General features: G+C 64.9%; 21 protein-coding genes and 1 pseudogene. 4 read left to right on the forward strand and 18 right to left on the reverse strand.

The genetic code is table 11. The features are described from left to right. Positions 1–147 precede the first annotated feature (147 nt). The 4 genes and pseudogenes from ACQCSW_RS13645 to ACQCSW_RS13660 all read left to right on the forward strand — a co-directional run bounded on the left by ACQCSW_RS13645 (position 148) and on the right by ACQCSW_RS13660 (position 4,474). A pseudogene (locus ACQCSW_RS13645) lies at positions 148–808 on the forward strand (GntR family transcriptional regulator). Continuing rightward, positions 801–2,321: an MmgE/PrpD family protein gene (locus tag ACQCSW_RS13650; protein ID WP_426986677.1), complete on the forward strand. Its 1,521-nt coding sequence runs from the start codon at positions 801–803 to the stop codon at positions 2,319–2,321. Before ACQCSW_RS13645 ends, ACQCSW_RS13650 begins: the two are co-directional and overlap by 8 nt. Positions 2,322–2,354: 33 nt before the next feature. Next, entirely contained in the window at positions 2,355–3,260 is a 906-nt protein-coding gene (gene prpB / locus ACQCSW_RS13655; protein WP_426986679.1) for a methylisocitrate lyase, read from the forward strand. Positions 3,261–3,334: 74 nt separating this feature from the next. After that, positions 3,335–4,474: a bifunctional 2-methylcitrate synthase/citrate synthase gene (locus ACQCSW_RS13660; protein ID WP_426986681.1), complete on the forward strand. Its 1,140-nt coding sequence runs from the start codon at positions 3,335–3,337 to the stop codon at positions 4,472–4,474. A gap of 113 nt (positions 4,475–4,587) precedes the next feature. On the opposite strand, the gene ACQCSW_RS13665 is transcribed toward ACQCSW_RS13660, so the two are convergent. From ACQCSW_RS13665 to ACQCSW_RS13750, 18 genes are all read right to left on the reverse strand, one after another. Further along, positions 4,588–5,121, reverse strand: coding sequence for a hypothetical protein (locus tag ACQCSW_RS13665; RefSeq protein ID WP_426986683.1), 534 nt, complete (start codon positions 5,119–5,121; stop codon positions 4,588–4,590). Then, positions 5,118–5,288, reverse strand: coding sequence for a hypothetical protein (locus ACQCSW_RS13670; protein WP_426986685.1), 171 nt, complete (start codon positions 5,286–5,288; stop codon positions 5,118–5,120). Before ACQCSW_RS13670 ends, ACQCSW_RS13665 begins: the two co-directional genes overlap by 4 nt. After that, positions 5,276–5,920 (reverse strand): prealbumin-like fold domain-containing protein, encoded by a 645-nt coding sequence (locus ACQCSW_RS13675; RefSeq protein WP_426986687.1) that lies wholly within the window; start codon positions 5,918–5,920, stop codon positions 5,276–5,278. Before ACQCSW_RS13675 ends, ACQCSW_RS13670 begins: the two co-directional genes overlap by 13 nt. After that, positions 5,917–6,186, reverse strand: coding sequence for a hypothetical protein (locus ACQCSW_RS13680; RefSeq protein ID WP_426986689.1), 270 nt, complete (start codon positions 6,184–6,186; stop codon positions 5,917–5,919). Before ACQCSW_RS13680 ends, ACQCSW_RS13675 begins: the two co-directional genes overlap by 4 nt. A 728-nt stretch (positions 6,187–6,914) precedes the next feature. Beyond that, on the reverse strand, positions 6,915–8,270 hold the full coding sequence (locus ACQCSW_RS13685) for an MFS transporter (RefSeq protein ID WP_426986691.1): 1,356 nt from the start codon (positions 8,268–8,270) through the stop codon (positions 6,915–6,917). Between the two features lie 117 nt (positions 8,271–8,387). After that, entirely contained in the window at positions 8,388–9,245 is an 858-nt protein-coding gene (locus tag ACQCSW_RS13690; protein ID WP_426986693.1) for a response regulator transcription factor, read from the reverse strand. Positions 9,246–9,299: 54 nt separating this feature from the next. After that, positions 9,300–9,983 carry a TetR/AcrR family transcriptional regulator gene (locus ACQCSW_RS13695; RefSeq protein WP_426986695.1) on the reverse strand — a complete coding sequence of 228 codons (684 nt, stop codon included), beginning with the start codon at positions 9,981–9,983 and terminating at the stop codon, positions 9,300–9,302. After that, a complete protein-coding gene (locus tag ACQCSW_RS13700) occupies positions 9,967–11,166 on the reverse strand; it encodes an acetyl-CoA C-acetyltransferase (RefSeq protein WP_426986697.1) in 1,200 nt (399 codons plus the stop codon). Before ACQCSW_RS13700 ends, ACQCSW_RS13695 begins: the two co-directional genes overlap by 17 nt. Continuing rightward, on the reverse strand, positions 11,163–12,785 hold the full coding sequence (locus tag ACQCSW_RS13705; RefSeq protein ID WP_426986699.1) for an AMP-binding protein: 1,623 nt from the start codon (positions 12,783–12,785) through the stop codon (positions 11,163–11,165). The genes ACQCSW_RS13700 and ACQCSW_RS13705 overlap by 4 nt, the downstream gene beginning before the upstream one ends. A 9-nt stretch (positions 12,786–12,794) precedes the next feature. Beyond that, entirely contained in the window at positions 12,795–13,985 is a 1,191-nt protein-coding gene (locus tag ACQCSW_RS13710) for an acyl-CoA dehydrogenase family protein (RefSeq protein WP_426986701.1), read from the reverse strand. A 74-nt stretch (positions 13,986–14,059) separates the two neighbouring features. Then, positions 14,060–15,328 carry a 3-hydroxyacyl-CoA dehydrogenase family protein gene (locus ACQCSW_RS13715; RefSeq protein ID WP_426986703.1) on the reverse strand — a complete coding sequence of 423 codons (1,269 nt, stop codon included), beginning with the start codon at positions 15,326–15,328 and terminating at the stop codon, positions 14,060–14,062. Positions 15,329–15,535: 207 nt separating this feature from the next. Next, a complete protein-coding gene (locus ACQCSW_RS13720; RefSeq protein WP_426986705.1) occupies positions 15,536–15,811 on the reverse strand; it encodes a DDE-type integrase/transposase/recombinase in 276 nt (91 codons plus the stop codon). A gap of 6 nt (positions 15,812–15,817) precedes the next feature. Continuing rightward, positions 15,818–16,123 (reverse strand): IS3 family transposase, encoded by a 306-nt coding sequence (locus tag ACQCSW_RS13725; protein WP_426986707.1) that lies wholly within the window; start codon positions 16,121–16,123, stop codon positions 15,818–15,820. Positions 16,124–16,143: 20 nt separating this feature from the next. Then, on the reverse strand, positions 16,144–16,455 hold the full coding sequence (locus tag ACQCSW_RS13730; protein ID WP_426986709.1) for a transposase: 312 nt from the start codon (positions 16,453–16,455) through the stop codon (positions 16,144–16,146). 374 nt (positions 16,456–16,829) lie between these two features. After that, on the reverse strand, positions 16,830–17,315 hold the full coding sequence (locus ACQCSW_RS13735; protein ID WP_111906870.1) for an 8-oxo-dGTP diphosphatase: 486 nt from the start codon (positions 17,313–17,315) through the stop codon (positions 16,830–16,832). Positions 17,316–17,350: 35 nt separating this feature from the next. Further along, positions 17,351–18,334 (reverse strand): site-specific tyrosine recombinase XerD, encoded by a 984-nt coding sequence (gene xerD, locus ACQCSW_RS13740; RefSeq protein WP_426986711.1) that lies wholly within the window; start codon positions 18,332–18,334, stop codon positions 17,351–17,353. Next, on the reverse strand, positions 18,334–18,996 hold the full coding sequence (locus ACQCSW_RS13745; RefSeq protein ID WP_426986713.1) for an NUDIX domain-containing protein: 663 nt from the start codon (positions 18,994–18,996) through the stop codon (positions 18,334–18,336). The genes xerD and ACQCSW_RS13745 overlap by 1 nt, the downstream gene beginning before the upstream one ends. Positions 18,997–19,021: 25 nt before the next feature. Beyond that, positions 19,022–20,767 carry a CTP synthase gene (locus ACQCSW_RS13750; protein ID WP_426986715.1) on the reverse strand — a complete coding sequence of 582 codons (1,746 nt, stop codon included), beginning with the start codon at positions 20,765–20,767 and terminating at the stop codon, positions 19,022–19,024. Positions 20,768–20,811 lie beyond the last annotated feature (44 nt).

The following is a 20,811-nucleotide window of genomic DNA, read 5'->3' on the forward strand; positions in this document are numbered from 1 at the left end:
TTGCCACCATCCTATGCGGGCAACGCGCCCCAGACAAGGCTTATGTATACACGAATGCGGCAAATTCGATTATCCGGGGGCTTTTGCTAGGCATTTCGGCAATTCGTGTATACACTAATTCTCATGAGCAGATTGGCGGGAGGGACCATGCGCGCCAGCGACAAAGCCTATGCAACGCTTCGCGAAGACATTATCGAATGGCGTCTGGCACCCGGGACGGTCCTTGCCGAAGTGGAGCAGTCGGAGCGACTGGGCGTGTCCCGCACTCCCGTCCGGGAGGCGCTGAGCCGGCTCAGCGCAGAAGGACTGACGACGGCGGCAGGCGGCCGCGGCGTCGTCGTCACCGACATCTCGCTGGAGGACATCGACGAGATGTTCGAGCTCCGCGAAACCCTGGAGGGCAAGGCGGCAGCCCTCGCTGCCGAACGCGGCGAGCGCGCGGTCTTTGAGAAACTCCACGCCGATCTCCTGCGGGCGCAGGAGCTGATCAGCGACACTGATCCCGCCCGGCATGAGTACTACGCCCTGGTGGGCCGGCTCGATGAAGCAATCGACGCCGCCATCTCCAACTCCTACCTCGCACAGGCGATGCGCAGCCTGCGTGTCCACCTGGTCCGGGTCCGCCGCCTCGCTGCCGATGATGCCCCGCGACTGAACGCGGCCGCCGTCGAGCACGCGGCCATAGCCGAGGCCATCGCAGCAGGCAACGCGAGGCTCGCCGAAGCAGCCACCACCGTGCACCTGCACCGCAGCCTTTCCCACGTCAAAGCTACCCACCCACAGCACTAAGAAGGAGCACCATGGTTAAGCTCAACCACGTCCGCGTCTACAAGAGCGAAGAGAACCTCGCCCGTGAAGGCCAGCTGGCGCACAAGATCGCCGTCGTCGCCGCCGACGCCGTCGAGGTCACGCCCGAGGTCACCGAGATGGTCATCAACCGCGTCATCGACAATGCCTCCGTGGCGATCGCCTCCCTGAACCGCGGCCCGATCGTGGCTGCCCGCGCCCAGGCCCTGACCCACGCACCCACCACCAACGGCAAGGGCGCCGGAGTCTTCGGCATCACGGACCGGGTCTCGCCCGAATGGGCGGCCTGGGCCAACGGCGTTGCAGTCCGCGAGCTCGACTACCATGACACCTTCCTGGCGGCTGATTACTCCCACCCGGGCGACAACATCCCGCCGATCCTCGCCGTGGCGCAGCACGTCGGCGCCAGCGGCAAGGACCTGATCCGCGGCATCGCCACCGGCTATGAGATCCAGGTCAACCTGGTCAAGGCCATCTGCCTGCACAAGCACAAGATCGACCACGTGGCCCACCTCGGCCCCTCCGCCGCTGCCGGTATCGGGACCCTTTTGGGCCTGGACGTCGAGACAATCTTCCAGTCCGTCGGCCAGGCGCTGCACACCACCACCGCCACGCGCCAGTCCCGGAAGGGCGAAATCTCCACCTGGAAGGCGCACGCGCCGGCATTCGCAGGCAAGATGGCTGTCGAAGCCGTGGACCGCTCCATGCGCGGCCAGACCTCCCCCGTGCCGATCTACGAAGGCGAAGACGGCGTGATCGCCTGGATGCTGGATGGCCCGGACGCCTCCTACGAGGTCCCGCTGCCCGAGGCAGGCGAGGCAAAGCGCGCCATCCTGGACACCTACACCAAGGAACACTCCGCCGAATACCAGGCCCAGGCCTGGATCGACCTGGCCCGCAAGCTGCACAAGGAACACCCGGAGGCGACTGACCCCGCCAACGTGAAGTCGGTCCTGATCAAGACGAGCCACCACACGCACTACGTGATCGGTTCCGGTGCCAACGATCCGCAGAAGTACAGCCCCACAGCCAGCCGCGAGACCTTGGACCACTCCATCCCGTACATCTTCACCGTGGCACTCCAGGACGGCTCCTGGCACCACGTCAATTCCTACGCCCCGGAACGCGTCGGCCGCGCCGACACCGTCGAGCTGTGGAACAAGGTCAGCACGGTCGAAGATGCCGAATGGACCCGCCGCTACCACTCCCTGGACATCGCCGAGAAGGCCTTCGGCGGTTCAGTGGAAATCGCCCTGAACGACGGCACGGTCATCACCGATGAGATCGCCGTAGCCGACGCCCACCCGCTCGGCGCCCGGCCGTTCGCCCGCCAGCAGTACATCAACAAGTTCCGCACCCTGGCAGCCGGTCTGGTCGCCGAGGAGGAAATCGAGCGTTTCCTCGCAGCCGCCGAAAGCCTTCCGGACCTGGGCCCGGGTGAACTGGACCAGCTGAACATCACCGCCGCTCCGGGTGTCATCGACCTCAGCAACGCACCCGCCGGCCTCTTCTAAGCTCTGCTCACCCACCCCGCACAGGAGAATCAGATGCTGTATTCCAAGACAACCCCGGAACAGAAGCGGATCGCGCTGCGCGACATGCTCGCGTCCGGCACCATCCAGCAATTCCCGGGCGCCTTCAGCCCGCTCTCGGCACGGCTCATCGAGGAACAGGGCTTCCCCGGGGTCTACATCTCCGGCGCAGTGCTGGCCAATGACCTCGGCCTGCCGGACATTGGGCTGACCACCCTCACCGAGGTCGCCAACCGTGCCGGGCAGATTGCCCGCATGACCGACCTGCCCACGCTGGTGGACGCGGACACCGGCTTCGGCGAGCCCATGAACGTGGCCCGCAGCATCCAGGAACTGGAGAACGCCGGCCTGGCCGGCTGCCACATCGAAGACCAGTTCAACCCCAAGCGCTGCGGGCACCTCGACGGCAAGAACGTGGTGGACCTGGACACGGCCACCAAGCGTATCCGCGCCGCAGCTGATGCCCGCCGGGATCCGAACTTCCTCATCATGGCCCGGACCGATATCCGCGCCGTGGACGGGATCGAGGCCGCCAAGGACCGGGCACGGGCCCTGGTTGATGCCGGTGCGGACGCCATCTTCCCGGAAGCGATGAAGGACCTGTCCGAGTTCCAGGCCATCCGTGACGCCGTGGACGTGCCGATCCTGGCCAACATGACCGAATTCGGCCAGAGCGCCCTGTTCACCGTGGATCAGCTGCAGGGCGTCGGAGTCAACATGGTCATTTACCCGGTCACGCTCCTGCGCATTGCCATGGGCGCCGCAGAGCGTACGCTGGAAACGATCAAGGCCACAGGGTCGCAGGAAGCACAAGTGGAGAACATGCTCACCCGTTCGCGGCTTTATGACCTTGTGGACTATGAGGCCTACAACCACTTCGATACCGGCGTTTTCAACTTCCACATTCCCGGCGTCCGCTAGGACCCGGGAGCCACCAAGGAGACTGCAAGCATTCCGGCAAATCCGGGCTTGCCCAACGAACGAAGGAGGACAGCATGGTAGCTGTCGATATCAAGAAGGGCCTGGCCGGCGTCGTGGTGGACTACACCGCGGTTTCGAAGGTCAACCCGGACACCAATTCGCTGCTGTACCGCGGCTATCCCGTCCAGGAGCTCGCCGCCAAATGCAGCTTCGAGGAAGTGGCCTTCCTGTTGTGGAACGGCGAACTGCCCACCCCTGATGAGCTGTCCGCGTTCTCGGCCCGCGAGTGCGCCGGCCGTGCCCTTGATCCTGTGGTGAAGCAGATCGTCGACACGCTCCCCACCACCGCCCACCCGATGGACGTCTGCCGGACCGCGGCCTCCGTCATGGGCGCCCGGCACCCACTGGCCGAAGACTCCTCGCCCGAGGCCAACATGGCCAAGGCCGTGGATCTCTTCGCCGCGATGCCGGCGGTGGTCGCCTACGACCAGCGCCGCCGGCGAGGCCAGGAAGTCGTTGAGCCCCGGGATGACCTGGGCTACTCGGAGAACTTCCTGTGGATGGCGTTCGGCGAAGACCAGGTCCCCGAGGTCGTGGAGGCCTTCAATGTCTCGATGATCCTGTACGCCGAGCACTCCTTCAACGCCTCCACCTTCACCGCCCGCGTGATCACGTCCAGCCTGTCCGACCTGCACTCGGCAGTAACGGGCGCGATCGGCGCACTCAAGGGCCCGCTGCATGGCGGCGCCAACGAAGCCGTGATGCACACCTTCGACGAGATCGGCATCCGGCCCGAGGAATCATTGGACGAAGCCGCCGCCCGCGCCAAAGCCTGGATGGAGGACGCCCTGGCCCAGAAGAAGAAAGTCATGGGCTTCGGCCACCGCGTCTACAAGCACGGCGACTCCCGCGTCCCCACCATGAAGGCTGCGTTGGACAAGATGATCGCCCACTACGGCCGCCCCGAACTGCTAGGGCTGTACAACGGCCTCGAGCAGGCCATGGACGAAGCCAAGGCCATCAAACCGAACCTCGACTACCCGACCGGTCCCACCTACCACCTGATGGGCTTCGACACCCCCACGTTCACACCCCTGTTCGTGGCCAGCCGCATCACCGGGTGGACCGCCCACATCATGGAACAGGCAGCCAGCAACTCCCTGATCCGCCCGCTGAGCGAATACAACGGACCGGAAGAACGGCACGTTCCGTAATTACTTGGGACGCACGACGGCGGGCCGGTCACCTTTGAAGGTGGCCGGCCCGCCGTTTCGGTATTTCCGGTTCCCGGACTATGCGGTCCGGAAGTCCCGCCGGCGCTTGGGCTTCACGGCGCCGACCAGCAATGTCCCTGCCAGCAGCAGTGCCGTCGCCGGCAAAAGCCAGGCGGCGGCGCCGGTACCTGTGGCGGCGAGCGCTGCGCCTTCATGTAGTCCGTAATCGAGGCCTGGACGCCGATGGTGACTCCTGTCCGACGGCGAGCAGACCGAGGTCGCAGGTGAACGACGTGCCGGAATTGGTGCAGCCTCCGGCGGAAGGCGTGACCATATCTGCCGTGACCTCGTCGGGGCATGGTGTCCGTGACCACAACGTCCCTGGCCTCCGTGGGTCCGTTATTGGTCACCATGAGGGTGTAGGAGAGCACTGCCGAGCCGCCCGTATTGGGCAGCAGGACCTTTTCGGTGCCGGTCTTGACGATTGCGACGTCGGCCTCATCCGGCGCAGGAGCGCAGGCCTCTGCTTCACCGCCTTCACCATCAACCACGGTCAGCGTCACGCTGTTCAGGAAGCCCGTGCCGTCGTCGCCCTCCCCGAGCGTGCAGTCCCTGGCATCCGATCCTGTTGCCGGGGCGTTGGTCATGTGGTGGTCACAGTAAAGGTATGGACCGCATCCGGGTCGATCGTGGTGGGCGCCGCCGTCAGGTCGGTGACAGTGGTGCCGTTCCAGGCGGGGTTGACCTCAGCATCCGTGCTGCCAGCGCTGGCTGAGGTGACGGTGATACCATCGCCGAAGTTCAGCGTGTCCACAGGTTGTACTGTTCGGTGACAAACGATTCCGAGCTGACCCCGATGCTGTACGTAACAGTGTAGGTGGAATCAGCATTCAGGTCCGGTCCGCTGGTGACGGTCTTGCTGATGTCCACCGGTCCGCGCTTGCCGTTGGTGCAGGTGCAGGTGATCACGTCGCCGGGTGCCGGGTTCAGGATCGCCTCCGTTCCGTCCGCCGTGGTGCCGTCGAACGGTTCGCCGCCCTTGAGGCATTCGAGGCCCAGGAACCGCCAGCCGTCTTCGGCCATCTCGGTGATGCCCCAGTCCTGGTCCGGGTTGAGGCCGGCGAACAGCTTCGGTTCCTGCGTATCCGTCAGGGTGAAGGCCTCGCCGAACTCACTGTTGGGCAGGAACCACTGGAAGTCGAAGACTGCGGAGTCGGCTTCGGGGACCGTTTCCTTGTCGATGATGACTGTGGCGGTCTGCGTGTTTTCAAATACGCAGGTCACCGTCTCACCGGGTCCAGTTTGATGGTGCCCTTCAGGTTCGGCCCCGTCGATGGTGCTGGCGGTCCCGTTGGCCTTGGAGTCCGAGCAGGACAGCACCCGGGACAGGTAGGCGGGGAAGGGGTCGTCCTCGGAGACCGCGTAGCTGCCGGGCAGGACGTTCATGAACCTCCTGCTGCCGGCCCCCTCATCCGTGGTGACATCGAAGGCACCATCATCCAGGCCGGAGTTCCCGACGTCCTGGTGCCGTTGAAATCAAAGGTGCCATCGGCGCCGTCGACGTTCTTAACGATGACGATCTTGCCCTTGGCCGTGTTGGTGACGGCGCAGGTGATGTCCGCGTCCGGTCCGGCCGTGAACGGGATGCTCATCGCCTTGCCGTTGAGCGTGCAGCTGAAGTCCCCCATCGTCCAGCCGGAACCCAGGTTCATCTCTCTCACGGTGTATTGGACACCCGGAACGAGTGCCACTGTGGCTGTTCCGGTACCACCCGCCGTCACGATGGTCCGTTCGGTCTCGACGTCGTTCTCTTCGCCGGTGATGGTGAAGAGAACGAGCCGTTGCCGCCCACCGCTGTCTTGACGATGGTCAGCTCGCCCGGCTTGACCCAGGCCGGAGTATCGAGGGATCGATCCGACTGACCGGACCGAGTACGCCGCCGGGGAACGCGTCCAGTGTGATCTGTGGTTCCCGCCGGCGGTGATTCCCCTGGGCGCCGGGCAGTCCGGGACCCACCGGTGCTGGTGATGGTCCTGTGGTTCTCGAGGATGCTCGCGGCGCTGATGCTCCCGTCCCGGCAGTCCGTGGACCTACTCTGCGGAATGTGGGCACTGCTGAGTGTTTTCGGCGGCGTGCCGAAAGAACTCGAATGGGACAGCGAGACCGGTATCGGACGCAGGAACAAGCTCACCGAACCGGCCCGGTCCTTCGACGGGACCCTGGGGACCGGGGCAACGATTTTTACGAGACGTCGTATATGCCAGGGAGGTCTTTTGCTTCCCCTGCGGAGCAGAACCCCACCGTCTCCAAGATCCGTCCGGATCCAGCGACCAAGTCCCCGGCCTTCGGGGGACTCAATAAAATGTAACGGGGAGCCGAAGGTGACCGGCTACCGGGCCTTGGTCGACGTCGACGCCGACGAGGGCCCGGTTACCGGCTGTCACCGTGCGGCTGTACTTCCGGAGGTAGCGAGGTCGATGCCGCGGGTCTCCGGGAGGCCGAACGTGGCGAGCAGGCTCACAAGGCTTACGCCGGCAAGAAGCAGGCCGATGGCGGGGCTCCCCAGGCTGGCGCCGAGCGATGCCGCCACAAGCGGCGTGACGCCACCGCCGACCAGCGCTCCGAGGTTGTAGGCCATTCCGGCACCGGTGTACCGGTAGCGGGTGGCGAAGAGTTCCGGCAGGAAGGCGCCGACCGGACCGTAGATTCCGGCGACGATGAGCAGCGTGCCCGACAGTCCGATGGCAAACGACCAGGTCGTGCCGATGTCGAGGATCGGGAAGAGCAAGAGCGACCAGGGTATCGCCACGACGCAAGAGCCGACGATTACGGCTCGGCGGCCGACCTTGTCGGAGAGGATTGCGCTGGCAATAGTTCCGACTGCGAAGAACATCGCGCCGACGATTCCCAGCGAGAGGATGGTCGGTCGGCTGTGGCCAAGGCCCTCGGCACTCGTACCGTAGCTGCTGAGGAAGGCTGTACCGATGTAGAAGAAGGCGAAGAGCATCATGGTTGACGCGCCGCCCAGAAGGATCTGGCGTGGCTGGTTGCGCACTGACTCCCACACGGGCAGCCTGCGTGGCGCTGCCGAGACGGTGCCCTCGTCGCTGGCCTCCTTGAAGACGGGAGTTTCTTCGATCTTGAGGCGGATGTAGAGACCAACCATGACGAGCACAGCACTCCCAATGAACGGAATGCGCCAGCCGAACGTGAGGAATGCCTCCGACTTGTCGCCGAGCGACAGATTGATGATGAGGAAGGTCGCACTCGCGAGGGCGAAGCCAATCGACGGGCCCAGTTGGGGGAAGGCCGCGAAGAGGCCCCGCTGCTTGGGCGGGGCGTACTCGGCGGCCAGCAGTGCCGCGCCGGCCCATTCGCCGCCGACGGCGAATCCCTGAAGAAAGCGGAGAACAACGAGGATGATCGGTGCGGCGACACCGATCACGCTGGCGTCGGGCAGTAGCCCGATAGTGACTGTCGCTATGCCCATGATGAGCAGTGTGCTGACGAGCGTTTTCTTGCGCCCCATCCTGTCACCGAAGTGGCCGAACAGGACAGCACCGAGGGGGCGCGAGACGAAGGCAACGGCAAAGGTCCCGAAAGAGGCGAGAGTGCCGGCCGCCGGGCCGAGGGCCGGGAAGAACACCTGGGGGAAGACGAGGGCCGCTGCCGTGCCGTAGATGAGGAAGTCATAGAACTCGATGATGCTGCCCATCGAGCTGGCGACGGCGACCCGGGCCATTGAGGTGCGGCGTGGACCGGAACGGGTCGCAACCGGTGCGAGGCTTTCGAGCATGCGATATCTCCTTTGACATCGGTCGTCGAGACGATGTTGTTTCGACGCGGAGATGTCATCGTGTCAGCGCCGTGCGTTCGCCACCACCTCCCGATGGAGGTGCTTTCACGCGACCGATCAGGGCAAAAGGCGGAACCCGCGCGCGGCCACTACGGCCTCCGTGCGGCCGTGAACGTCCAGTTTCGTCATGATCGACTGCATGTAGCTCTTCACCGTGACTGCCTTGAGCGACAGCCGCTTGCCGGCTTCGGCATAGGAACAGCCGAGCGCCACTTGGGCGAGCACATCCGTCTCCCGTCGGGTGAGGCGTGGGGCGCCGGCCGGTGCGGCGTCGGAGCCCTCGAGCCGTGCGGTCACGGCGAGGATGCGCTGGGCGAGCTCGGGATCATCCGTGATGCGGGCAACGGAGAGGAGTTCGGCATGCGCAAGCCGGACGATCTCAAGGAGGTCACGGTCCCGTGGCTCCGCGGCCAGGCTGTGGACCACCCGGAGAATCGAGACCCGGTGGTCCACCTCGTCGCGAATAGCCAGTTCCCGCGAGATCCTCAAGGCGCCGGCGCTAAGTTCATCCACCACGTACTCGCCGATCGAGGTGCGCTCGCGGGTTGCTGCGTAAAGGATGCACCGGGCACGACTGTCCACGAGGATGGGGAGCGCCACCATGGTCCGCAGCCCCTCGATGCGCACGGCTTCGTCGTGATGATGGGTGATGCTGTCGGAGTCGAAGTAATCGGCCACCCCGATGGTGCGCGCTTGGGACAGGGCGCGTCCGCCAACCCCCTCGCCGGGCTGCACGCTGAGGTTCTTCAGGCCGTGTGTCGTGGTGCCGAAGAACTCGGTGATGGTGAGCTCGGTGCGGTTCACGAGGCCTGCGAAGAACACCCCGGATCTTGTCCGGGCTGCGGTCTCCCTGATCGCCCGCCTCAGCAGGTCGCGGTCACTCGGACGGTAAACGTCGTTGTTATGCCCTGTCATAGCGCCCTTCCCCAGCTGGATAGAACATTTAGATGGAGCAGTTGTACGGAGCTGCTAGCCGGAGCGCCCGTCGAGCTTGGCCTGGATGCGACGCGCCACTTCAGCGGTGGGTGTCGAGCGGGGAAAAACGGCAACTACCAGGTCATCCTCGGCCGGGATGGATGCGGGGTCCCCCTGCGGCAGCACCCCGAAAATGCGGCGCACCGCCAGTAGTTCGTGTTCCAGGTTCTGGAGGGAACCACGGGGGGAATCCAGCATCATTTCGCGCAACACATAGTTATGGGTTGACGTGACCGCGGCGGCGAACCGGATTGCATCAAGCGTTGATATGCCTGGGAGAGCCTGGCGGAGGTAGTCCGAGAAAAGCCGTTCATAGCGGGAAACCATGATCGTTTCCCTGTCCCGGAGCGCGGGCACCGACTGCACCACGTGGTACCGCTTTTGGGCCAGCTCCCGGCGTGCGGAAAACTTCCCGAAGACCATTGCCGCGGTCTGGCACACAGCCTCCCACGGATCCGGATGGCTCGCCGCCAGGTAGGCGGTCAGCTCATCGAGCAAGGCTTCGTGGTCGGCAAAGATCACGTCTTCCTTGGCACGGAACTGCCGGAAGAAAGTACTGCGGGAGACTCTGGCAGCCCGGGCAATATCCTCCACGCTGGTCGCATCGTAGCCATTGTCGGTGAACAGATCCAGGGCGGCCTCGGCCACCTCGGAACGGAAATTAGCCACTGATGCCATCCCGGTACAGTAGCAGCGCGTCACCCTGTCCGCCGCCGCCACAGAGCGCGACGGCGGATTTGCCGCCGCCGCGCCGCATCAGCTCATGGACGGCCGAGACCACCAGCCGCGCGCCCGAGGCACCGATCGGATGTCCAATGGCGATGGCCCCGCCATTGACGTTGACCTTGTCCAAGCCGAGGCCCAGGGCCGCAGCGGAGTGCACCACCACCGAGGCGAAGGCCTCGTTGATCTCCACGAAGTCAAGCTCCCCGGCCGTCCAGCCGGCGCGGGCCAGGGCCGCCGTGATTGCCTGCGCCGGCTTGTCCGGCAGCGACGTGTCCGGCCCGGCGATCTGTCCGGCGGGCCCGACGACGGCCAGCACCTCAAGCCCGTGGGCTTCGGCGTACGCGCGGGTCACCAGCACGACGGCGGCAGCGCCGTCGTTCAGCGGCGAGGCATTTCCGGCCGTGACAGTCCCCGCCGCCGTGAAGGCCGGCTTCAGTCCGGCCAGTACCTCCTGTGTGGACTGCGGGCGGATGCCCTCGTCCTGGCTTACCAGCGCGGGTGCGCCCCGCTTCTGCGGCACCGCAACAGGGGCAATCTCGGCGCTGAATCTCCCCTCGGCCTGGGCCTCGGCCGCCCGCTGGTGGGACAGCGCCGCGACCTGGTCCTGCGCCTCGCGGGAAAGCTGAAGGTTCGCGTTTGCGCGGTCCGTGGCAATGCCCATCAACTCCTGGTCAAAGGCATCCGTGAGTCCGTCGTGGCCGGCCGAGTCCACGGCCGTGATGCCGCCGTAGAAGTAGCCGGCGCGCGAGCCGGCGAGCAGGTGCGGCGCCTGGCTCATGGATTCCTGGCCACCGGCGACGACGACGTCCGCCTCGCCCAGTTTGAGCAGCCTGACGCCCTGGATGATGGCCGTCAGCCCGGACAGGCAGACCTTGTTCACGGTGACGGCGGGGGTGCTGAGCGGTATTCCTGCCGCGACGGCGCTTTGCCGCGCCGGGTTCTGGCCCGCGCCGGCCGTCAGGACCTGGCCCATGATGACCGCATCGACGGCCGCCGGCTCCATCCCGGAGCGTTCCAGGGCCGCGGCGATGGCGGCGGCACCCAGCTGCACCGCGCTCAGCGAAGCCAGCTGCCCCATCAGTTTTCCTTGAGGCGTGCGTGCCGCACCCACAACGACTATGTCCTCGCTGCTCATTTGGTGCCTTCCTTGCTGCTGATGTCCAGGGCGCGCAGCCGCGACTTCAGGACCTTGCCGGTGGAGTTGTGAGGGAGCTCGTCGGCGAAGAGGATCCTGTCCGGAACCTTGAATCCGGCGATTAGGCCCTTGACGTGCGAACGGATCTCCTCGGCCGTCACTGAGCTCGAACTGCTGCGGATGACAAAGGCAACCGGCCGTTCGCCCCATTTCTCGTGCGGGACGCCGATCACCGCCACGTTCAGTACCGCAGGGTGGCTGATGATGGCCTGCTCCACCTCAATGGTGGAAATGTTTTCGCCGCCGGAGATGATGATGTCCTTGGCCCGGTCCTTGAGCTGGATGTAGCCGTCGGGATGCATGACGCCGAGGTCTCCGGTGTGGAACCAACCGCCGCGGAAGGCATCGGCGGTGGCCTCGGGATCCTTGAAGTAGCCGAGCATCACGTTGTTGCCACGCAGCACGATTTCGCCCATCGTTGCGCCGTCGGCCGGGACATCGCGCATGTCCAGGTCCACGATGCGCGCCGTCTCGGCCTGCAGCATCCCGACCCCCTGCCGGGAGATCTTCACGGCCCTGTCCTGGGCGGACAGATCATCCCACTCGGCCTGGTGCTCACAGATGGTGTACGGACCGTACACCTCGGTCAGCCCATAAACGTGGACCACGCTGATCCCGATCGACTCCAAGGAGGTGATGATCGCGGGCGACGGCGGCGCGCCCGCCGTCGTGATCCGCAGCGGCACCTTCAGTTCGTGGGCCTGGGGCGCGCCGGCAATGATGCTGCACACTGTGGGGGCGCCGCAGAGATTGGTGACGCCGAGAGTGTCGATGGCGTCCCAAACTGTGTCCGCGCGCACCGCCCGAAGGCAGATGTGGACGCCCGCCACCGCTGTCACGGCCCACGTGGTGCACCAGCCGTTGCAGTGGAACATCGGAAGCGTCCAGAGGTAGCGAGTGTCGCCGGTGAAGTGATTGTGGAAGGTTTCTCCGAGCGAGTTCAGGTAGGCCCCGCGGTGCGAATACAGCACGCCCTTGGGCTTGCCGGTGGTGCCGGAGGTGTAGTTCAGGGTAATCGGTGCGCGTTCGTCCTGGATGCCCCACGGAAGATCTGCGTCCTGGCCGCCCGGCGCAGCGAGGAAATCCGCATACTGCGTCGCGCAAATGCCCGCGGGGACCTCCGGATAGCTGATGGTGCTGTCAGGCACTTCGATCAACGCAGCGAGGTGCGTCAGACCCAGGTCCAGTCCCGCAACGGTGCCCAGCAGTTCCGAATCGGCAAACAGCAGCCTGGCTTCGGAATGCTCCAGGATGTACTGGAGCTCCCGGGCGGTCATCCGCGAGTTCAGGGCCACCAGGACGCCCCCGGCCAGGGGGACGGCGAAGTGGGCAATCAGCAGTTCCGGCACATTGGGACACAGGAAGGCCACGCGATCACCGGGCTGGATCCGGCTCTTGATCGCCTTGGCCAGCCGCTGGGCTTCGGCAGCGAAGTCCCGGTAGGTGTAGGAGCGGTCGCCGTGGATGATCGCCGTCTTCTGCCCGAAGACCTCGGCGGAGCGCTGGAGGAACCGCAGGGGGCTCAGCGGAGTTTCATTGGGAAGCTCAAATGTGGTCATGGCGAATCCTTAGGCGAAGGCGCTTTGTCCGGTGACATCGCGGCCTATCAATAGGGTTTGAATGCTTTGCGTGCCTTCATACGTATGGATGGATTCGATGTCCAGCAGGTGCCGGATCACGTGGTTTTCCAGCAGGATGCCGTTGCCGCCCAACATGTCGCGGGCAATGGATGCCAGCTCGCGGGCCTTGCGGGTGTTGTGGTACTTCGCCATCGAGGCCTGGGTGGGGCGCATCTGGCCGGCCGCATCAAGACCCGCCAGGTGGAAACAATGCAGCTGCATGCTGGTCAGCTCCGAGAGCATGTACGCCAGACGCTCCTGGACCAGCTGGAACTTTGCCAGTGGCTTGCCGAACTGTGTCCGCTGCGTGGCGTAGTTCAGCGCGGCTTCGTAGACGGCGGTGGCGTGGCCGAGGGCGGACCAGGCCACACCCAGGCGAGTGGCAACCAGGACCTCGGACGTGTCCTTGAAAGTGCGCGCACCGGGGAGCAGATTAGCCTTTGGGATGCGGACGTTGTTGAGCCTGATCCGGGCCTGGTGTATTGCGCGCAGCGAGGCCTTTCCGGTGATGGTCTCTGCCTCGTAACCCTCCCGGTCCTGCTCCGCCAGGAAGCCGCGGACATCGCCGGCGTCATCGCGTGCCCAGACCACGGTGACATCCCCGACGGAGCCGTTGCCGATCCACTTCTTCTCGCCGTTGAGGACGTATTCCTCCCCGTCGAGCGTGGCGGTGGTTTCCAGTGCCACGGAATCCGAGCCGTGGTCGGGTTCCGTCAGGGCGAAGGCGCCGAGCTTTTCGCCGCGGGCCAGCGGACCAAGCCACGTCCCGCGCTGGGCTTCGGAACCAAAAAGGGCAATCGAGCGCATTACCAGCCCGCCCTGGACAGCGATCACCGTACCCAGCGAACCATCCCCGCGGGAGATCTCCATGTTGACCAGCCCGGCGGCCAGCGGGGACATCGGCTCCAGACCCTGCACGTCAATGCCATCGGCCAGCAGGTTCATGCTGCCCATCCGCTTGGCCAGGTGGGCGGGGAATTCGGCGCGTTCCCAGTAGTCGTTCATCTGCGGCAGGGCCTCCCCGGTGAAAGCCCTGGCGCGCCTCCACACGTCGCGGTCGGGTGCGGGAATGTTCGCGAAGACGGAGTAGTAGTCCGTGTCCAGCGGTTCGGCGACGTCATAGTCGGGCATGGTTTGCATCCTTTTTGGGGGGAGGAATTGAGGAATGGCGTGGTTTGAAGCGGAGTTTGTTCGGGCGGCCCGCGCGCCCTTATCTATTCGGCAAATCCGGAGCCGGGGTGGAATTCCGTTCCCCACACGCGCCGGGAGGCGCCGCTGAGGTCAAGCAGCGGTGTGAGGCCCCCCTGATGCTGCGGGAAGTTGGCGCCGAGAAGCATGCACAGATCCACTTCCGCCGGACCGGCCACCACCTTTTCGGCCAGCATCAGGCCCACCTCCTCGGCCAGGGCATCAAGGATCCGTGCCTGGATGGCGTCTGTGTCAGGCACCGGCGGATTGCCGGCGTCGGCAGCCGGCAGCAGGGCGGCCGCCTCGGGAAGCACGGTGCCGGGCTTGTCCAGATAGCCGCGCAGCCGGGCATCCGCAATGGCTGCCAGGCTTGTGCTGACATAAAAACGGTCAGGGTAGGCGGCGTGCATGGTCTCGCAGATATGCAGCTGGACCGCGGGTCCGATGAAACCCAGCAGGGTCAACGGAGTCATGGGCAGCCCCAGCGGGTCCAAGGCGTGGTCCGCCAGTTCGATATCCGCCCCGTCATCAATGACCTGGAGCAGTTCACAGAACAGCCGGGTCAGGATCCGGTTCACCACAAAGCCCGGCGTGTCCGTAACCAGGACCGCAGTTTTGCCCAGCAGCCGGGCGAGCGAACAGGCGGTGGCGACGCTGGCGTCGTCGTTGTTTTCAGTCCTGATGATTTCCACGAGCGGCAGCACAGCCACAGGATTGAAGAAATGCAGTCCCACCAGGCGTTCCGGATGGGCCAGGCCGCGGCCCATCGCCGTCACGCACAGGGACGAGGTGTTCGTCAGCAGCAGAGCATCGGCGCGCAGCAGGGGCTCGATATCCGCGAGGACGGCGCGTTTGACGCTCAACTCCTCGAACACCGCCTCAATGACCACGTCACAGTTCCGGTACTCGTTCTTATCCACCGTTCCGCGGACAAGATCGCCAAGCTCCCGCGCCGCCGTTTGGCTGAGCTGACCGCGGCGCACCAGCTTGTCCAGGTGTGCGGCGACCCATGCAAGCGCGCCATCCACCTTTGCCTGGGACAGATCGGTGATCAGGACCGGAACTCCAAGTTGCTTGGCAAAGACCAGGGCGAGCTGGCTGGCCATGAGCCCGGCTCCGATCACCCCGACGCTGCGGACAGGGCGCGGATCAGCTCCGGGAGCGCCCGGCGGACGGTGCCGTTCAATGGCCAGTAGGGCCGCGGCATATGCACTGGCCGATTTTCCGGGCGCTTTGGAGGCAGCTGGGCCAGCCCCCGCGAGCGAGGCAGTTTCAACGACATTGTCAGGAACCATGCCACCGTTCTACACTGAAACTAAGTTTCATGTCAATTGATACTGAGTTTCACGCTGGCCGAGGCCACGCCGACAGTTATTCGGCCCCGTCCCTTGTCCTTGGACTTCTCTGCAGCCTTGGCACTCTCAGCGCCCGGCGGCGTCGCGGCCGGGCCGTTGCTCGGCTGATTAGGCGGCCGGCTCATACCCGCCAGGTACTTGATCTGCTCAAGCTGCCCCTGCTCTTGGGACAGCACAGGAGCTCCGCCAGACGGGCCCCTTAACGATTTCCTCGGCATAATCGGAGTGGTGGATCAGTCCTGCCGGTACCGGGCGGTCAGTGTGTTGGCGCCTCCATAGGGCCATACGAAGGTAGTGTTCGACGAACGCCGTGTCCTTGACCGTTGAGGTCTGCCAGCCGACGAACGCCCGGGAGTGCAGGTCGATGACCAAGGCGACGTAGACGAATCCGGAGTAGACCGGCACGTACGTGAAATCGGTCACCCAAATCTAGTTCGGGGCGGGGGCTGTGAAGTTCCTGCTGAGCAGGTCGCCGGCGCGGCGGCCGTCCTCGCCACGGATTGTGGTGCGGGTCTTACGGCCTCTCACGAGGCCGTTCATGCCCTCTTCGCGCATGAGCCGGTCCGCGGTGTGTTTCGAGGCTTCCGGGAAGCCGTTACGACGCAGCCAGTGCGTCATCTTCCGCCGTCCGTAGATGATCTCGGGCCGGGGGCGACCCTTCGCATCGGCGACCTGCACGCCCTGCTCCCGCAGGACGCCGCAGATCGGCTCGACCGCATAACCTTCAGCCCGCATTTCGTCGATGAATCGACAGATCAGCGGCGGCGAGGGTCGAGCTCCCTCGCGAAGAAAATCGAGGCCTGTTTCAGGATCTCGTTGGACTCCTTCAAGTCCCGCACCTCAGCTCGAAGCCGCCTGCTTTCCTCCACCTCGTCACTGCTCGAACCGGTCTTCTCACCGGCATCTACTTGGGCTTGGACAACCCAGCGGCGCAGCGATTCAGGGCCGACTCCGAGCTTCGGGGCCAGTGCCTTGCAGGCAGCATAAACAGACAGATATTCGGACAACCGGTCCATCGTCATGCGCACTGCACGGTCACGGACTTCGGGAGGGAACTGCTTGGGCATGATCACTATCTTTCTCACAGAAGATAGCGGCATCAAACCCGGGACGGTTCAAAGTTCTCCGGATAGAACAAAGAGAACACTCCGAGATATCGACCACGATCAGGGTTGCAAGACTAGAGGGCGTCCTGTGAAAAAGCGAAATATCCGACGTTAGGGTTGCTAGTCTAGAGCCATCGTGTGTTTGTGTCTTTCTGTGAGTGACTTTGATCGGTACTCACTGACCATCGCACGATGGCTCACTACCTTGCCCGGGCAACGCGCAACTGCGGAGAACTACACCACCCCACGGGACGTAACCCCGCTCGCGGGAGCGTGCTTGTAACGCCGATACGTCAGAAAATAACCGCAACTGTAGTACTAAGCCGTTTCAGGCTTCAGCGGCTCGAGTAGTCCAGCACTTCGTGGACGGTCTCGTTGTCATCGTTCAGGACCACTGTCAGGCGCAACACGGACCCGCCAAGCGCCAGCGGAAGCCAGTGCGCTGCGTCCTGCCACATCCGGTCCACGGGCAAGGCGCCGACATCGAACCATTCCGGCCGGATCTCGGCACTTTCGGCTGGCTGCCCGGTCCATCGGGCTGCGACGAAGAGCCGTGAACTCATGTTCCACTCCGGGCGGGCCGGGAAATCGAAGGTCACCACGCCTGCGTCGCGCAGGTCCTCCTGCCGGACCACAATGCCGGCTTCCTCGTGGACTTCGCGGCAGGCAGCCTCTTCATCCGTCTCCCCCGGCTCAACATGGCCGCCAAGTCCCACCACTTTGCCGCGGCCGAAGCCGGTCTTCTTCAGGCCAAGCAGGACCTGTGGCACACCGGCGGACTCCCGGGTGAGGAAGCACAGCGTGACAGGGGTGAACGTCATCCCTCAACCCTATAGCGATAGCCTGGCCGCCAGCGTCAGCCCAGCGCCCGGGGGTGGGCTGCTGCGTAAATTTCCCTGAGCGTGTCAGCGGTGACCAGGGTGTAGACCTGCGTTGTGGTGACCGAGGCGTGCCCCAGCAGCTCCTGAACAACGCGGACATCCGCGCCGCCTTCGAGCAGGTGCGTCGCGAAGGAGTGCCGCAGTGTGTGCGGGGAAACGTCCTTCGTGATGTTGGCCCTGTCGGCAGCCGCCTTCAGGATGGTCCAGGCGCTTTGCCGGCTTATCCGGCCGCCCCGGGCGTTCAGGAACAGGGCGGGCGTTCCGGCACCCTTCGCCGCCAGCAGCGGGCGGCCGCGCACCAGGTACGCGTCCACAGCCCGCGCCCCATAGGATCCCAGCGGCACCAGCCGTTCCTTGGATCCCTTGCCGAACAGGCGGACCACGGCAGGCCCCGACTCGGCCTCCTGTAAGGCAATGTCGTCAACGTCCAGGCCCACGGCCTCGCTGATCCTCGCCCCGGTGGAGTAGAGAAATTCGAGCAGGGCGCGGTCCCGGAGTCCTGTGGCGGTGTCCGTGCCCGCGGCTTCAAGGATCCGGGTGACTTCGTCCACGCTGATGGCTTTGGGCAGTCTCTTGCCCGGTATCGGCGGGTGGACGTCGCTGGCGGGGTCCGTCGTCGTGATCCCCTCCAGAGCCCAGAACTTGTGCAGTCCCCGGACAGCCACCACAGTCCTGGCAGCAGACCTCACGCCCAGGGATGTGCCGCCGTCGGATCCGTCGTTGAGGGCCATAACGAACCCCGTCACGTGATGGCGGGTGATCTGGCCAGGGCCGAGGCAGCCCTCCGAGGTCACGTAGCGGGAGTACCGCGCCAGGTCACGGCGGTAGGCGGAGAGTGTATTCGCGGCCAGGCCGCGTTCCACCCCCATATGCTGCAGATACTCGGTGATGGCGCGATCGATGGCCGTCTGTGGCCGCACGGGCGGCGTCGGGGCTTCTGCCTCAGTACTCGCTGTCATCAACGCTGGCTGGGGTGCGCAGGCCAGGGTGCATCCGCGGGACGCAGTCCGGCAAAGCCCTCAGCCTTCGCCGCGGCCGCGGCCAGGATTCCGACGACGGCGGACGGGTTGTGCAGCCTGCCCTCGAGGACCGCGGCCACGGCGTCGTCCAAAGCGATCCAATGGAATTCAATTTCCGCTTCCTCATCAGTCCGCTCGTGGCGTTCGTGGTGAGGCACCTCCGTGAGGTCCCGGGCGAGGTAGATGCGGATGGCCTCGCTGGAGGAGCCCGGCGAATTGAAGAAGTCCACCAGGACGTTCCACTCGCCGGCCCCGAGGTCCGCCTCCTCGGCGAGCTCGCGGGCAGCCCCCACCACAAAATCCTCGCCTTCCACGTCCAGGAGGCCGGCAGGGATTTCCCAAAGGTCCATGCCTACGGGGTGCCGGTACTGCCTGATCAGCAGAACCTCGCCGGCGTCGTTCATCGGCAGAACTGCCACGGCGCCGGGGTGGTCGATGTAGTCGCGGGTCAGGGACTCCCCTGTCTCGCTCAGCTGGAAGCTGTCGCTGACCACATCCCAGATGCGGCCTTCATAGACCTTCTCCGTAGACAGAAGACGGCGCGGGCTCGGTGCATCCGAAACCTGCCGTGCAGCTTGGGGGGTTTCAGGTGTGCCGGGCATCGCGCCGTCCTCTACTTATTCGTTTCTATTTTGCGGCGGCGGTGCGCGACGGCTTGGCCGCCGGCGCATCCTGTGCGTTCTGGTGGTCCAGTGCGGCCTTGATGAGCCCGGCGAAGAGCGGGTGCGGCCGCGTGGGCCGAGAGCTCAGTTCGGGGTGCGCCTGGGTTGCCACGTAGAACGGGTGGACCTCGCGGGGCAGCTCAACAAATTCCACGAGCTTGCCGTCCGGTGACGTTCCGGAGAACACGAGGCCCTCGGCAGCGATCTGGTCGCGGTACTTGTTGTTGACCTCGTAGCGGTGCCGGTGGCGTTCGCTGACGGTGGTCTTGCCGTAGGTCTCTGCGATGACCGAGCCGTCGTCGAGCTTTGCCTCGTACAAGCCAAGACGCATGGTGCCGCCAAGATCGCCCTTGCCGTCCACGATGTCCAGCTGCTCTTCCATGGTGGCAATCACCGGGTATTTGGAATCCGGCTCGAACTCGGACGAGGAAGCGCCCTCGAGGCCCACCACGTTGCGCGCATATTCGATCACCATGCACTGCAGGCCCAGGCACAGGCCCAGGACTGGCAGCCTGGTTTCGCGGGCGTACTTCAGGGCGCCCAGCTTGCCTTCGAGGCCGCGGATGCCGAAGCCACCGGGAACGCAGATGGCGTCCACGCCGTCCAGGGACGCCACGGCGCCTTCATGGGTTTCGCATTCATCAGACGGTACCCAGCGGATCTTGACCTTGGTGTCGTTGGCGAAGCCGCCGGCGCGCAGGGCCTCGGTCACGGACAGGTAAGCATCCGGAAGGTCGATGTACTTGCCCACCAGCGCGATTTCCACGTGGTGCTTGGGGTTGTGGACTGCTTCGAGCAGCTTGTCCCAGCTGGTCCAGTCAACGTCCTTGAACGGCAGGTCCAGGGCGCGGACGATGTAGGAATCCAGTCCCTGGGTGTGCAGGGTCTTGGGGATGTCGTAGATGCTGGGCGCATCCGGGCACCCGATGACGGCTTCGATATCGACGTCGCACATGCGGCCGATCTTGGCGCGCATGGGTGCGGGGACTTCGCGGTCCGAGCGGATCACGATTGCCTCGGGCTGGATGCCGATGGAGCGCAGGGCTGCCACGGAGTGCTGCGTCGGTTTGGTCTTCAGTTCCTGCGAGGGTCCGATGTAGGGCACCAGCGAGACGTGGACGAAAAAGACGTTGCCGCGGCCGATGTCCTGGCGGACCTGGCGGGCCGACTCAAGAAAGGGCTGCGACTCGATGTCGCCCACGGTGCCGCCGATTTCGGTGATGATGACGTCCGGCGCGTTTTTGCCTTCGGCCGGAAGCCGCATACGCCGCTTGATCTCATCGGTAATGTGCGGGATGACCTGGACGGTGTCCCCGAGGTATTCGCCGCGGCGTTCCTTGGCGATCACGGTGGAGTAGACCTGGCCGGTGGTCACGTTGGCTGAGCCCTCGAGGTTTTCGTCGAGGAACCGCTCGTAGTGTCCGATGTCCAGGTCAGTCTCGGCGCCGTCGTCAGTGACGAAGACCTCGCCGTGCTGGAAGGGGTTCATCGTGCCCGGATCCACGTTCAGATAGGGATCGAGCTTCTGCATAGTTACAGACAGGCCGCGTGCCCGCAGGAGGTGACCGAGGCTTGAAGCCGTCAGTCCCTTACCGAGCGAGGACGCCACACCACCGGTTACGAAGATGTGTTTGGTCGTCTTGGACGAGCCCGGGAACCGGGAATTTACACGGGAATTTGATCGCTGCACCACGGAATTCGAGCCTATCATCAATTGAGCCTTTCCCGATCAGGAACTGTCTCCCCAAATGATCC

The sequence above is a fragment of the Pseudarthrobacter sp. Y6 genome (assembly GCF_050156205.1).
GTDB lineage: Bacteria > Actinomycetota > Actinomycetes > Actinomycetales > Micrococcaceae > Arthrobacter.